The organism is Microvirga brassicacearum (assembly GCF_008757455.1).
GTDB classification, from domain to species: Bacteria; Pseudomonadota; Alphaproteobacteria; order Rhizobiales; family Beijerinckiaceae; genus Microvirga; species Microvirga brassicacearum.
In genome coordinates this window covers 54,405-67,119 of the sequence record NZ_VCMV01000007.1, presented here as the reverse complement: position 1 = coordinate 67,119, position 12,715 = coordinate 54,405, and the positions used below count along the sequence as shown (strand labels likewise).

The window sequence follows — 12,715 nt, the reverse complement described above, 5'->3', positions numbered from 1 at the left end:
TGAGGTCGTGATCTAAAAAATCGACCGGCGGCGGCACGTGTGTTTGTACCGCCACGGACTTCCTTCTCGGGATCGCGTGTGGAGTATCAGCGATGTCGGCTCAACAGAACTTCTCTCGCCTGGTTGACCCTGGCCGCGAGGTGCGCCGTCCCCCCTTGGTCGGGATGGAGTTTCTTCATCAGCCGGCGATACGCTTCGCGGATCTCGTCGAGGCTCGCGCCCGGCTGAAGCCCCAGGACCTGGTAGGCTTCCTCTTTCGACATCGCGCCCGTCTGCGTGCGCGTCCGCGTGTCACGATTGCCCTGAGCGTATTCACGCCAGCCGGGAAACCGGCGGTCAAAATAAGCCTCTAGGAAAGCGGCGCCCTCCGGATCGAAGGAAAGACACTCCCCGTAGAGAGCGCGCAGGGACGGCTGGTCGAGATCGCCAAGGCGGCGGCCCATGTAGCCGCCGGCGAGGACGGTACCGGACACGGCGCCTGAGCGGCGATCGATTTCCATTTCGATCATCGCCGACCTGAAGCGCGCGAGCCCTTCGCCGGACTTGCGCCATGGCACCGGGAGATTGAGACCGCTCCAGCCAAGCGCCCATGCGCCGACGCCGCCGAGCAGCAGCGCCATGTCGATGCGGCCCTTCATCCCCAGCACAGCGGCCGCGCCGAGCGCCAGTACGCCGCCGATGATCTTGACCGCCCTGGCAACCGCTTTGGTATCGGACCGGACAAAGACTTTCGACAGCCACCACAGGGCTCCAAAGGCGGCAAGTCCGTAGAGCAGCATCATGTTATTTGTTCCCGCTTGTCATGTGGGCAAAGACAAGCTGCTTGTAAATGAGACCGCGAGCGGTAATTGCCTAGTCCCTGCGGCCTCTGGTAGAGCGCTTTCGCGTCCGATTTCGGGACGGGCTGGCTTTCAGCACGCTGCGACGGAGGACGGGAGGCCCAGCCTTCGGTCGCAACGGTATTTTGCGGAGTGTGCAATGTCGCCTGCCAATGTCGTCGATCACGTCGCGGCTCTCCGCCAGGCGATCTCCGAGTGGCGTCGGAGCGGACAGCGCATCGCTCTCGTTCCCACCATGGGTGCCTTGCATGATGGGCATGTGTCCCTGGTGCGGCTTGCGCGATCGGAAGCCGACAAGGTGGTGGTTTCGATCTTTGTCAACCCGACGCAATTCGCGCCGAACGAGGATCTGTCGAAGTATCCGCGCAGTTTCGATGAGGATCGCCAGAGGCTGTCCGGGTTAGCGGATCTGATTTTCGCGCCCTCCGTTGAGGAAATGTATCCGCCCGGCGATAGTACGCGCGTACAGGTCGCAGGCCCGGCGACCGTCGGTCTCGAGGACCGGTTCCGTCCGACTCATTTCGAGGGCGTCGCGACGGTGGTGACGAAACTTTTCAATCAGGTGCAGCCCGATGTGGCGATTTTCGGCGACAAGGATTACCAACAGCACCGCGTGATTACCCGCATGGTCCAGGATCTCTACATGCCGGTGCGCGTCATCGCAGGGGCGACGCTGCGCGAGCCGAGCGGCCTCGCGATGTCGTCGCGCAATCGTTACCTGAGCGCCGAGGACCGTGAACACGCGGCGATCCTCTATCAGACCCTCAAATCCTGCGCCGAGGGCATCCGCGCGGGCGACGATCGCGACGAGGTGGTGGAGGCCGGTTTCGCCGTGCTGTCCAAGGCTCATTTTCAGGTCGATTATTTCGAAGCCAGAGATGCCGAAACGCTCGCTCCCCCGGCGGCGGAATCCGCGCGCCCGCTCCGGCTGCTGGTCGCGGCAAAACTGGGCACCACCCGCCTCATCGACAATTTCGCCGTCTGAGCGCGCGATCTAGTGAATGACCCGCGGCTTGGCCGGCGGACGCACCTGTTCCCAGGCCGCGACCATCACACCATGAACGCCTGAATCGCCGAGCCTGTCGCTGAGATCCACAAAGTGGCGTTCCGTCGTGGCGAGTTCGAGCCCGGTTTCGCCGGCATCCTCCTCCTCGCCCTCGGTCGCCACATAGCGCTCATAGGCAGCCGACATCTCCGCATAGGCGAAAGCCACGGGCATGGTGCGGAATACGGTGGAGAAATCCTCGTCGAGATCGCCGGTTTCAAGATCGCGCATCTGGACGAGGTAGCCGTCTGCATGCTCGCAGACTTCATAACGCCAGTGCCAGCCTTCGGATACCGCAAGGAACATGGCAACCTCCCACTCATACTCAACCGAACTGTTGAGCCAATGCCAATTCGAGTGGCGGAGTTCCGAGAAGTTCCTGGTTCAAAAGGCTGAGTTTCGATCGAATCGACGGAAAACTCATGAACGTGATCTACGGCCGTGCGCCCACATCGACACGGACTCGGCCACCGATCTTCACTTTCGTGCCGTTCCCGAGGTCCACGAACCCGCCATCCTGCTTGAGCCGCGAAGCAGCATCCCTGTCGGGCTTGGCCGGCAGATCGCAGCCGGGAGGCGGTTTCACGGCTCGCGCGCCGGGCAGATGCGGCACACGGCAATCTTTCGCGCCGGCGGCTCCCGCCGCGAAAGTGCTCAAGGCACAGAGCATCAGGAGGTATGAGACAATCTTCATCACAACAATCCCATCTCGGCCAGTTGCCGCCGCATGTCCTCGGGCATCTTGGCAACGTCGCCGGTTCCCATGTCGATGTCGCGGGGCGCATCCTTGGCGGCCAGATAGCGCCAGCCCTGGAAGGGCCGATAGGGGCGCGGCTCCACGGCAACCACCGTCTGATCGAGCGACAGACGGCAGCGGCCGATGCCGTCCGCATCCGTGAAGGGCGTGATCGCCAGCAGGGTCTGGCGACAGGCGATCTGCCCGCGAATGACCCAGTAAAGCGACCCGCCCTCCAGAAGCTCGTCGCCGCGCTTGGGCATCATCCGGGTCGTGTGGGTCTGCTCAAAAGGTCGTCCGAGCCGTTTGTGATGGGCGCGGTTCTCCTCGATCCATCCTTCGAGATCCGCGATGGACTCGCAGCCGACGCAGAGTTTGAGCAGGTGCAGGGCCATACAGGATATCAATCACGGGCCGGGAGGCGCGAGAACAGGGCGATCCGCCGCATCCTATTCCTCCGTCTTAAGGGCAATGAGCCGCGCCCCTTCGGCCACTTGCGCACCGGGCTCGGCCGAGACTTCCGCCACCTCCCCGTCCGCGGGCGCGACCAGCGCATGCTCCATCTTCATGGCTTCGACAACGGCGAGCCGCTGCCCCTTCTGGACCCTGTCGCCGGGCTTGACGAAGACCGCGATCAGCTTGCCGTGCATCGGCGCCTTGACCGAGTCGCCGCCGTCGAGATGTTCGAGATCGACGGCGAAGGGATCGAAAAGCGCGACTCGCGTCTGGCGGCCGTGATGGAGCACGATCACGCCGTTTTCCGTGGACACGAACTTGCGGGGATCGCGGGTTCGAAAATCCTCGAGCATGCCTGAGGATCGTCCGGCCAGAGCCACCGCAATGTTCACCTCGCCGGCCGCGCTCGAACCCGGCCATGCGAGCGACACCTCGGTTCGTTCCCCATCCACCGACACGGGATATGTTTGGCGGCGTGCTCCGCTGAGCTGAAAACCATCGTGGTCGCTCCATGGCGATTCGACTGAACCGTCTCTCGTGGCGGCGCGGTAATTGCGGTCGTCGAAATCGCGATCCAGCAGGCTTAAGACGCCGAGGCGGATTGATTCCGCGTCCGGTTCCTGCGCCACCGCGCCCAACGCCTCGATATTGCGATCGATAAAATCCGTATCGAACCGCCCTGCCCTGAAGTCGTCAGCCTCGCAGAGCTTCTTGAGAAATGCCACGTTGGTTTTCGGGCCCGCCACGATCGTTTCGCCGAGCGCATCGGCGAGCAAGGCCAAAGCCTCGTCCCGGGTCGTGCCATGGGCAATCACCTTGGCGATCATCGGATCGTAATACGGCGTGACCTCGTCGCCGGGGCGCACCCCGGTGTCGATCCTGATCCCGTCGCTCTCGGGAAACTCCAGCGCCCAGAGCTTGCCGGTCGAAGGCAGGAATTCCCGCTCAGGGTCCTCGGCGTAAAGCCGCGCCTCCACCGCATGACCCGCAATCGCGAGATCCTCCTGCTTGAATGGGAGCGTCTCGCCTGATGCGGCCCGGAACTGCAGCTCGACGAGATCGAGGCCGGTGATCGCCTCGGTGACCGGATGCTCCACCTGCAGCCGCGTGTTCATTTCCATGAAAAAGAACCGGTCCGGTCGCAATCCGTCGCGGCCATCGGCAATGAACTCGACAGTCCCCGCACCCACATAGCCGACCGCCCTTGCGGCCTCGACCGCGGCCTTGCCCATGGCGGCGCGCATATCGGGCGTCATGCCGGGCGCGGGCGCTTCCTCGATGACCTTCTGGTGCCGCCGTTGCAGCGAACAATCGCGCTCGAACAGATGCACCACATTGCCATGCGCATCCGCGAAGACCTGAATTTCGATGTGGCGCGGCGACAGGATGTATTTTTCCACCAGCACGCGCGGATCGCCGAACGCGCTCGCGGCCTCGCGCTGCGCACTCTCGAGAGCGGCATCGAAATCCGTCACCTTGTCGACGCGCCGCATCCCCTTGCCGCCGCCGCCGGCAACCGCCTTGATGAGCACCGGGTAGCCGATTTCATAGGCCTTCTGGCGCAGGAAATCCGGCTCCTGCTTCGCGCCGTGATAGCCGGGAACGACCGGCACGCCCGCCTGCTGCGCCAGGGTCTTGGCCGCATCCTTCAGGCCCATGGCGCGGATGGCCGACGCCGGAGGTCCCACGAACACGATGCCGGTCTTGGCGCAGGCGTCGGCGAACTCCGCCCGCTCGGACAAAAACCCGTAGCCGGGATGGATGGACGCGGCGCCGGATTGTTTTGCCGCGGCGATGATCCGGTCGATCTGAAGATAGCTGTCGCGGGCGGGCGCCGGGCCGATCAGATACGCCTCGTCCGCCATCTCCACAAACAACGCGTTCGCATCCGCTTCCGAGTAGACTGCGATCGTTCGCATGCCGAGGCGCCGGGCCGTGCGGATGATGCGGCAGGCGATTTCGCCGCGATTCGCGATCAGAACGCTCTCGAGCATGGGCTCTCCCTCAGGCTGCCGCGCGCGGATGCCGGTTGTCTCTCAGCTAGAGCAAAACCTTGGCGCGTTGTCACGCGCGAAGGTTTTTTGGAACCGACTTCCACGAAGTCGCATGTCCCTCAAGCGGGCGGCGCACGCTCCGGCGCGCTAGACACCACGGCCGCGCTCCTCGCTGCGATCCCCCGAGAAACTCCTTGCGGGCGGCGCAATGAGCCGCTAGCCTTTTTGCAACTCGTTCGCAACTGCAGAAATCCCCATGGACACCCGTGCCCCCTCCTCACCCTCGCCCGATGCCGGCTGGCGCAAGGCCCGTTTCGGGCCGTCCCTGCCGGAGGTAAGCCGCTCCATCGCGGTCAGGTCGGGGTCGAAATGGCGGCGGATGGCGGCTTTCTTCGGGCCCGGGTATCTCGTCGCGGTCGGCTATATGGACCCCGGCAACTGGGCGACCTCCCTCGCGGGCGGCTCGAAATATGGCTACGCGCTTCTGTCGGTGGCGCTGATCTCCAACATCATGGCGATTGTCCTGCAGGCGCTGTGCGCGCGGCTCGCGGTGGGCAGCGGGCGGGATCTCGCCCAGGCCTGCCGCGACGCTTATCCGGCGCCGGTGGCCTGGGTGTTGTGGGCGCTGGCCGAACTCGCCATCTGCGCGACCGACCTCGCCGAAGTCATCGGCACCGCCATCGGCCTCAATCTGCTCTTCGGCCTGCCGCTCGAAATCGGCGTCATGATCACGGCACTCGACGTGTTCCTGATCCTCTATCTGCAGAATATCGGCTTCCGCTGGGTCGAGGCCTTCGTGATCGCGTTGCTCGGCGTCATCGCAATGTGTTTCGGCATTCAGATCGCGCTTGCGGATCCGCAATGGGGCGATGTGGTGCGCGGCTTTGCACCGACGACCGAGATCGTGACCAATCCGGATATGCTCTATCTCGCGCTCGGCATCCTCGGCGCGACGGTGATGCCGCATAATCTCTACCTGCATTCGGGCATCGTGCAGACCCGCGCCTATGGCGAGACCTTGCCCGAACGTCGCGAAGCCCTGCGTTTTGCGACGCTGGATTCCACTCTCGCGCTGATGTTCGCCCTCACCATCAACGCCTCGCTTCTCATCCTCGCGGCAGCCGCATTCCACGAAACAGGGCGAACGGACATTGCCGATATCGGCGAAGCCCACACCTTGCTGCAACCGTTGCTCGGCGCCGCCATCGCGCCGACCCTTTTCGGCATCGCGCTCCTGTGCTGCGGATTGAACTCGACGGTCACCGCCACGATGGCAGGGCAGATCGTCATGGAGGGGTTCATCAATTTCAGGCTGCCACCATGGCTGCGCCGCCTCGTCACCCGCGGCATCGCCATCGTTCCGGCGGCGGGCGTAACGATCCTTTACGGCGAATCCGGCACCACGAAGCTTCTGATTCTCAGTCAGGTGGTGCTCAGCCTGCAACTGCCCTTCGCCGTGGTGCCTCTCGTGATGTTCACACGCTCGAAGGCCAAGATGGGTCCCTTGGTTGCTCCCCTGTGGCTGTCGATCATCGCCGGCATCATCGCCATGATCATCGTCACACTCAACATCAAGCTGTTGCTCGACTTCGCTCTCGGCTGACCCAGGCGGTGCCGTGGACGATCAACGCCCACGGCCGTCGCGCATCAACCGTCCGACAACCGCCGCAATGCGTCTTCCATTTTGGCCTTGCGCCCTAGCGATTCCTCGCGGCGTTCGCGCTGCTCGTCGACGACCTCTTCGGGCGCGCGCTTGAGGAAATCCGCGTTGCCGAGCTTCGCGTCGATCTTCGAAACGTCGGAATCGACCTTCTGGATTTCCTTGGTGAGCCGCGCCCGCTCCGCGACCAGATCGATCACGCCTTCGAGCGGCAGCGCTGCGATTTCGCCGCGGATCAGCAACTGGATGGAGCTTTTCGGCGCCTTCTCAACGATGGTGATGCCGGAGAGGCGCGCGAGGCGCTTCAGCGTGTCATCCCACCGCGCGGCGCGGGCTTTCACGTCGCTTGAGGGCGTCACCAGGACGAGCGGAATCTGCGCGCCTGCCGGAACGTTCGTCTCGGAGCGGGCCGAGCGGACCTCGTTGACAAGATCCACCACCCAGCCGATCTCGGCCTCGGCTGCGGGGTCGATCAACGCGTCGAGATTGGACCAGCCCGCAAGCGCCAGAATCGTCTCGCGCCTGGGGCCCTCCTCGCCCTTGATCGCCCACAATTCTTCGGTGATGAACGGCATGAACGGGTGCAGCAGCTTGCTGATCTCGTCGAAGATGTACGCGATGGTCGCTTGCGTCTCGACCTTGGCGTCGGAATCCGGCCCCTGCAGCACGGGCTTTGCCAATTCGAGCGTCCAGTCGCAGAACACGTTCCAGACGAAGCGATAGGCGGCAAGGGCGGCCTCGTTGAACTTGTACGCCTCGATCCCGGCCGTGACCTCATTGACGGCTTTCGCCGTTTCGCTGAGGGCCCATTTGTTGAGCGTCTCCGTGACGGATTTCGGATCGAATCCGTCGACGCGCCTGCAGCCGTTCATTTCGGCAAAGCGCGCGGCGTTCCAGATCTTGGTCGCGAAGTTGCGATAGCCTTCCACGCGCTGAACGCTGAGCTTGATGTCGCGCCCCTGCGCCGCCATGGCGGCGAGCGTCATGCGCAACGCATCCGCGCCATATTGTTCGATCACGTCGAGCGGATCGATGACGTTGCCTTTCGACTTCGACATCTTGGCGCCCTTCTCGTCGCGAACGAGGGCGTGGATATAGACCGTGTCGAACGGCACCTCGTCCATGAAGTGCAAGCCCATCATCATCATGCGGGCGACCCAGAAGAAGATGATGTCGAAGCCGGTGACGAGGGTGTTCGTCGGATAATAGCGCTTCACCTCGGGCGTCTCGTCGGGCCAACCGAGGGTCGAGAACGGCCACAGGGCGGACGAGAACCAGGTATCGAGGACGTCTTCGTCGCGCACGAGGACCACGTCGCGGCCGTGCCTGGCGCGCGCCTGCGCCTGCGCTTCGGTCTCGGTCATGGCAACGAAGTGGTTGCCCTCCTCGTCATACCAGGCAGGAATCTGGTGGCCCCACCAGAGCTGGCGCGAGACGCACCATGGCTCGATGTTCTCCAGCCACTGGAAATATGTCTTCTCCCAGTTTTCCGGCACGAACCTGGTCTTGCCGGCACGCACGGCGCCAAGCGCCCGCTCTGCCAGCGGCTTCACATCCACATACCATTGGTCGGTGAGATAAGGCTCGATCACCACGCCGGAGCGATCGCCATGCGGCACCGTGTGGGTGTGCGCTTCAATCTCCACCAGGTCGCCGGTTTCCTCCAGCATCGCGACGATGCGCTTGCGCGCTTCCGCGCGGTCGAGGCCGTCGAGCGCCATCACGGCTTGCAGCGTGGCGGATTCCGGCAGATCGCGCAGGAAGTCTTCGTTGTCCGCAAGCGTCAGCTGCGCTTCCGTGCCCAGGATGTTGATGGATGCCAGCTTGTGGCGCCTGGCGACCTCGAAATCGTTGAAGTCGTGCGCCGGCGTGATCTTGACCGCACCGGTGCCCTTCTCAGGATCCGAATATTCGTCCGCCACGATGGGAATGCGGCGCCCGACCAGCGGCAGGATGGCGAATTTGCCGACGAGGTCGCGGTAGCGTTCGTCGTCGGGATGGACCGCCACGGCGACGTCGCCGAGCATCGTTTCCGGCCGAGTGGTCGCCACCGTGATGAAGCGCTCAGGCTGGCCGTCGATCGCATAGCGGATGTGCCAGAGGCTGCCCTTCACCTCGACCTGCTGCACCTCGAGATCGGAGATCGCGGTCTGGAATTTCGGGTCCCAGTTGACGAGGCGCTTGTCCTTGTAGATCAGGCCCTGCTTGTGGAGATCGACGAAAACCTTGAGGACGGCGGCCGACAAACCCTCGTCCATCGTGAAGCGCTCGCGCGACCAGTCGCAGGAGGCGCCGAGCCGCTGCAACTGCGCTTTGATGCGCCCGCCGGATTCGTCCTTCCACTCCCAGATCCGCTTCACGAACTCCTCACGGCCAAGCTCGCGGCGGTGGATCTGGCGTTCCATCAGCTGGCGCTCGACCACCATCTGCGTGGCGATGCCCGCGTGGTCCATGCCCGGCTGCCACAGCACGTCGCGGCCGCGCATGCGCTCGAAGCGGCACAGGATGTCCTGGATCGTGTTGTTCAGCGCGTGCCCCATATGGAGCGAGCCGGTGACGTTCGGCGGCGGAATCACGATCGTGTAGGGAGCAGCGTCCCGGCGATCTTCGCGCCCCGCCTTGAACGCCTCGGCTTCATCCCAGCGGGAGGAAATACGCGCCTCGACGGCGGCAGGATCGAACGTCTTGTCCATCATAGTGAGTACCGGCCAAGTTGCTGCGCCAGGGCGCGTTCCCATCGGACAGGCACCCGATGGCAAAAAACTATCTGTTATCAGCGAGTTGAAGACCGTCTTGCCCGAAAAGCCGTTGAACTTTCCGGCGACATGATCTCGCCTCGCGACGTCACGGTTACAAACCGGACGCGACGGGTGAAGTCAACTCAGGCAACGGAAATGGTGCGCCGGATCGCGAGGGGGTCATCCAGCGTCGGACGCAAACGCAATGAGCCGTGCTCAGCTTCCCTCAAGCTCATCCGGCTTGTTTGCCGCACGATCTCGCGACGAGCGGATAATACCGCCGCCGAGGCAACCTCTAGCGTTGGCCGCGCGAAATCCGCTCGATCTCGGCTTGCACGAGGCGTTCGACCAGACTGGGAAGATTTTCATCGAGCCAGGATTTTAAAATCGGGCGCAGCAAATCTTTCATCAGGTCTTCGAGGGTCTGCGGCTGCGTCGGCATGATGGTCGAGCCGAGCCGCGTGAAGGCATCCGACACCGAGGCATTTGCGGCGCTCGACAGCAGGGTCTCGGCGGGGCGCGAATCGGAAAAGGCAGCCTCGCCTGCCCGCGATGAGGTTGCGGTGTCGACCGCGTCGTCCGACTGTTCGTCGAAATAACTGTCGAGTTGCAGATCGTTGATCGAATGATCGCCGGAATGCCCGCCCTGCTCCACCTCGGAATTGGATCCGGATTCGTCGAAAGGCCGACCCAGCAACTGCGCGGTCTGCCGCTCCGTGAGATCCAGCACATTCCTCAGGCTCGACGGTTCGTCGCGTTCCCGCGCCGCACCGCTCAACACCTCCTGATCGTCCGCAATGATGCGGCGAATCGAGGCGAGGATCTCCTCCATGGAGGGTTCTTGAATCTTGGAATTCGCGGAACTCATGCGTCCAACCGATCAATCGGGTTAGAGAATCAAACTCTTGTCGAGTGATGTCAGTATTTCACGCAAGGGAAGAGAAGCAAGCGCAGCCGGGTAGCGAGGTTAATCGCCACCCAGGCATATAATCAGCGCCCATCCGGCGTCGACAGGCCGCCCCACAGGTCCTTGACCTGTTCATAATGGACGCGGGGGCTGTAGTGATTGACGGCGAGGCCGAGCGCGCGCGAATTCAAGCGGCCCATGGCCTGAACCACCGCGTAGGACGCCACCACCCGGTCACGCTGGGCGGTGATGAGATTGACGCGGGCGTTCAGGAGTTCCTGCTGCGCGTTCAACACGTCGAGCGTGGTGCGCTGGCCGACCCGCGCTTCTTCGCGCACGCCGTTGAGCGCCGTCTCGGACGCATCGACCTGCGCTTGCGCGGCGATGATCTGGGCACGCGCTGCCTCGAGCTGCCCGAAGGAGGAGATCACGGCGGCTCGGACCTGATCACGGATCGAATCGGCTTCCATGCGGCGCTGGCCGACCAGTTCCTTGGCCTGCCGGGTCGACGCATAGGCGACGCCGCCGTCATAGATCGGCACGGTCAGCTGCGCGACCACCGAACCGGAGAGGATGTTGTCGCCCTCGATCTGGCTGTCATAGCGCTTGGCGACGGTGCCGCGAACGCCGAGCTGCGGCGCAAGAGCGCCTGCTTCGATCTTGACCTGAAGCTCGGCCGAATCGACACCATGCATCGAGGCTTTGATGGCCGGATGTTCATTGAGCGCGGTCTTGAGCGCGACGTCCACGTTGCGCGGCACGAGCTTGTCGAGCGGACGGCCGGGCGCGAGCTGGCGCGGCTCGACACCGATCACCTGGCGATATTGCGCCACGCTGGTGCGCAGATTGGCCTCGGCGAGGCTCGCCTGCGAGCGCGAGGCCGCGAGACGGGATTGCGCCTGCGCCACGTCGGTGCGCGTGACCTCGCCAACATTGAAGCGGTCATTGGTCTGGCGCAGCTGTTCGTCGATGACTTCCACGTTGTTGCGCTGGAGATCCAGAATTGCGGTGTCGCGCAGTACGTTCATATAGGCGGCAGCCGAATCGAACAGGGTGTTCTGTTCGTTGTTCGTCAGGGTCTGGCGAGCGCCGAGAACCGAACTCTCGGCTTGCTCGACCGAGTTCTGCGTACGGAAGCCGTTGAAGAGATTCTGGTCGATCTGCAGACCCACGCCGCGCGGGTAAAGCCGCTCGATCGTGGATCCGCCACCAGGCCGTGAGAATTCGGTATAGGTCCGGCCCGCATCGGCGGATGCGTTGACCTGCGGGCGATAGCCCGATTTGGCCTGAGCGACGTTCTCGTCCGTGGCGCGCACGCTGGCACGCTGCGCATTCAGGTCTGGGTTGTTGCCATAGGCGCGCGCCAAGGCGCTCTCAAGCGTCTCGGCGGACACGCCACCGGCAAATGCCAGCACGAAGACCGATGTCATCGCCCCGAAGAAAGCCTGGCCAGTTTTGCCAAATCGAGTGTCGTTCACGCCCACCTACCTGTTGGTTCGAGCTGGCCTCGGCCGCTCGACCGTTTCTATCAATGCATTAAACCAACACGATACAGGACGAAACAATACCCAAGCTGGATGAGTCGGCAATCCGATCGTCCTCGTTCCGACCATTTTGTCAGCGAGTGGCGCAAATAAGCGACACTCTTCCGAAGGTTAACGAGACCTTAAAAAACGAAGCCAGGCTTGGCTTTGAACCCGGCCAGGACAGGCGCCGCGGCGTCGAAAAGGCTGCGTTCGCCCCAGGCATCCCCGGAACGAACGTACAATGTCGCACGACCCGACCGGCCCCCGCCCATCACGCAGACGAGACGGCCGCCATCCTTGAGCTGTCGCAGCAGAGCTTCGGGCTTCACCTCGATCGCCCCGTTCACCAGGACGGCATCATAAGGGGCGGCCGGCGCAAATCCCTCGGCAAGATGCCCGCTCTCGACGGCCACGTCCTCGCAGCCGGCGGCGGCAAGCGCCTTCCTGGCGGCGGCGGCAAGACCCTGCTCGGATTCCAGCGCCGTGACGCGGGCACCCAGTTCGGAGAGGATCGCCGACGAATATCCCCGCCCGCACGCCAAATCGAGCACCTTGTCGCCGGGATTGACTTCGAGCGCCTGGACCATCCGTGCAAGCACCATGGGCGCAAGCATGAAGCGCCGGTCGGCGCCGTCGCTGACGGGAAGCTCCTGATCGCTGTAGGCCAGTTGCTCGCGGCCGGGGAGAACGAAATTCTCTCTCGGGACATGGTCCATGGCGTCAAGGAGCGGGATGTCATTCACATCGAAAGTGCGCAGCTGGCTGTCCACCATCGTGCGGCGCGCCTGCGTGAAATCGACCATGGAATGCCTCA

General features: G+C 63.6%; 11 protein-coding genes. 2 read left to right on the top strand and 9 right to left on the bottom strand.

All coding sequences use genetic code 11. The annotated features are described in order from the left end of the window. Positions 1–86: 86 nt before the first annotated feature. Positions 87–782, bottom strand: coding sequence for a J domain-containing protein (locus FEZ63_RS25895; RefSeq protein ID WP_275552334.1), 696 nt, complete (start codon positions 780–782; stop codon positions 87–89). A 196-nt stretch (positions 783–978) separates the two neighbouring features. Between FEZ63_RS25895 and panC the strand changes: the two genes are divergently transcribed. Further along, positions 979–1,824, top strand: a complete 846-nt coding sequence (panC, locus tag FEZ63_RS06005) for a pantoate--beta-alanine ligase (protein WP_150942733.1) — start codon at positions 979–981, stop codon at positions 1,822–1,824. A gap of 9 nt (positions 1,825–1,833) precedes the next feature. Here panC and FEZ63_RS06000 read toward each other — a convergent pair whose 3' ends face one another. The 4 genes from FEZ63_RS06000 to FEZ63_RS05985 form a co-directional block, all read right to left on the bottom strand. Further along, positions 1,834–2,190, bottom strand: coding sequence for a hypothetical protein (locus FEZ63_RS06000; RefSeq protein WP_150942732.1), 357 nt, complete (start codon positions 2,188–2,190; stop codon positions 1,834–1,836). A gap of 127 nt (positions 2,191–2,317) precedes the next feature. Further along, positions 2,318–2,578 (bottom strand): hypothetical protein, encoded by a 261-nt coding sequence (locus FEZ63_RS05995; RefSeq protein ID WP_150942731.1) that lies wholly within the window; start codon positions 2,576–2,578, stop codon positions 2,318–2,320. Further along, positions 2,578–3,015, bottom strand: coding sequence for a DUF1489 family protein (locus tag FEZ63_RS05990; protein WP_150942730.1), 438 nt, complete (start codon positions 3,013–3,015; stop codon positions 2,578–2,580). The genes FEZ63_RS05995 and FEZ63_RS05990 overlap by 1 nt, the downstream gene beginning before the upstream one ends. Before the next feature lie 54 nt (positions 3,016–3,069). Further along, positions 3,070–5,070, bottom strand: coding sequence for an acetyl/propionyl/methylcrotonyl-CoA carboxylase subunit alpha (locus FEZ63_RS05985; RefSeq protein WP_150942729.1), 2,001 nt, complete (start codon positions 5,068–5,070; stop codon positions 3,070–3,072). 256 nt (positions 5,071–5,326) lie between these two features. On the opposite strand from FEZ63_RS05985, the gene FEZ63_RS05980 reads away from it, so the two are divergent. Further along, complete coding sequence (locus FEZ63_RS05980) at positions 5,327–6,673, top strand: Nramp family divalent metal transporter (RefSeq protein ID WP_150942728.1); 1,347 nt, start codon at positions 5,327–5,329, stop codon at positions 6,671–6,673. A 44-nt stretch (positions 6,674–6,717) separates the two neighbouring features. Here the strand turns inward: FEZ63_RS05980 and FEZ63_RS05975 are convergent, their stop codons facing one another. The 4 genes from FEZ63_RS05975 to FEZ63_RS05960 all read right to left on the bottom strand — a co-directional run bounded on the left by FEZ63_RS05975 (position 6,718) and on the right by FEZ63_RS05960 (position 12,704). After that, positions 6,718–9,426, bottom strand: a complete 2,709-nt coding sequence (locus tag FEZ63_RS05975; RefSeq protein WP_150942727.1) for a valine--tRNA ligase — start codon at positions 9,424–9,426, stop codon at positions 6,718–6,720. A gap of 337 nt (positions 9,427–9,763) precedes the next feature. Next, on the bottom strand, positions 9,764–10,300 hold the full coding sequence (locus FEZ63_RS05970) for a PopZ family protein (RefSeq protein WP_162419680.1): 537 nt from the start codon (positions 10,298–10,300) through the stop codon (positions 9,764–9,766). 158 nt (positions 10,301–10,458) lie between these two features. Then, positions 10,459–11,805 (bottom strand): TolC family outer membrane protein, encoded by a 1,347-nt coding sequence (locus tag FEZ63_RS05965; RefSeq protein WP_150942807.1) that lies wholly within the window; start codon positions 11,803–11,805, stop codon positions 10,459–10,461. A gap of 236 nt (positions 11,806–12,041) precedes the next feature. Next, positions 12,042–12,704 (bottom strand): protein-L-isoaspartate O-methyltransferase family protein, encoded by a 663-nt coding sequence (locus tag FEZ63_RS05960; protein ID WP_150942725.1) that lies wholly within the window; start codon positions 12,702–12,704, stop codon positions 12,042–12,044. Positions 12,705–12,715 lie beyond the last annotated feature (11 nt).

What these genes read in the sequence shown, in the direction of transcription:
- FEZ63_RS05995 (WP_150942731.1), bottom strand. Translation starts at nt 2,578, where the DNA reads ATGAAGATTGTCTCATACCTCCTGATGCTCTGTGCCTTGAGCACTTTC.
- FEZ63_RS05975 (WP_150942727.1), bottom strand. Translation starts at nt 9,426, where the DNA reads ATGATGGACAAGACGTTCGATCCTGCCGCCGTCGAGGCGCGTATTTCC.
- FEZ63_RS05965 (WP_150942807.1), bottom strand. Translation starts at nt 11,805, where the DNA reads ATGACATCGGTCTTCGTGCTGGCATTTGCCGGTGGCGTGTCCGCCGAG.
- FEZ63_RS25895 (WP_275552334.1), bottom strand. Translation starts at nt 782, where the DNA reads ATGATGCTGCTCTACGGACTTGCCGCCTTTGGAGCCCTGTGGTGGCTG.
- FEZ63_RS06000 (WP_150942732.1), bottom strand. Translation starts at nt 2,190, where the DNA reads ATGTTCCTTGCGGTATCCGAAGGCTGGCACTGGCGTTATGAAGTCTGC.
- FEZ63_RS05990 (WP_150942730.1), bottom strand. Translation starts at nt 3,015, where the DNA reads ATGGCCCTGCACCTGCTCAAACTCTGCGTCGGCTGCGAGTCCATCGCG.
- FEZ63_RS05970 (WP_162419680.1), bottom strand. Translation starts at nt 10,300, where the DNA reads ATGGAGGAGATCCTCGCCTCGATTCGCCGCATCATTGCGGACGATCAG.
- FEZ63_RS05960 (WP_150942725.1), bottom strand. Translation starts at nt 12,704, where the DNA reads ATGGTCGATTTCACGCAGGCGCGCCGCACGATGGTGGACAGCCAGCTG.
- FEZ63_RS05980 (WP_150942728.1), top strand. Translation starts at nt 5,327, where the DNA reads ATGGACACCCGTGCCCCCTCCTCACCCTCGCCCGATGCCGGCTGGCGC.
- panC (WP_150942733.1), top strand. Translation starts at nt 979, where the DNA reads ATGTCGCCTGCCAATGTCGTCGATCACGTCGCGGCTCTCCGCCAGGCG.
- FEZ63_RS05985 (WP_150942729.1), bottom strand. Translation starts at nt 5,070, where the DNA reads ATGCTCGAGAGCGTTCTGATCGCGAATCGCGGCGAAATCGCCTGCCGC.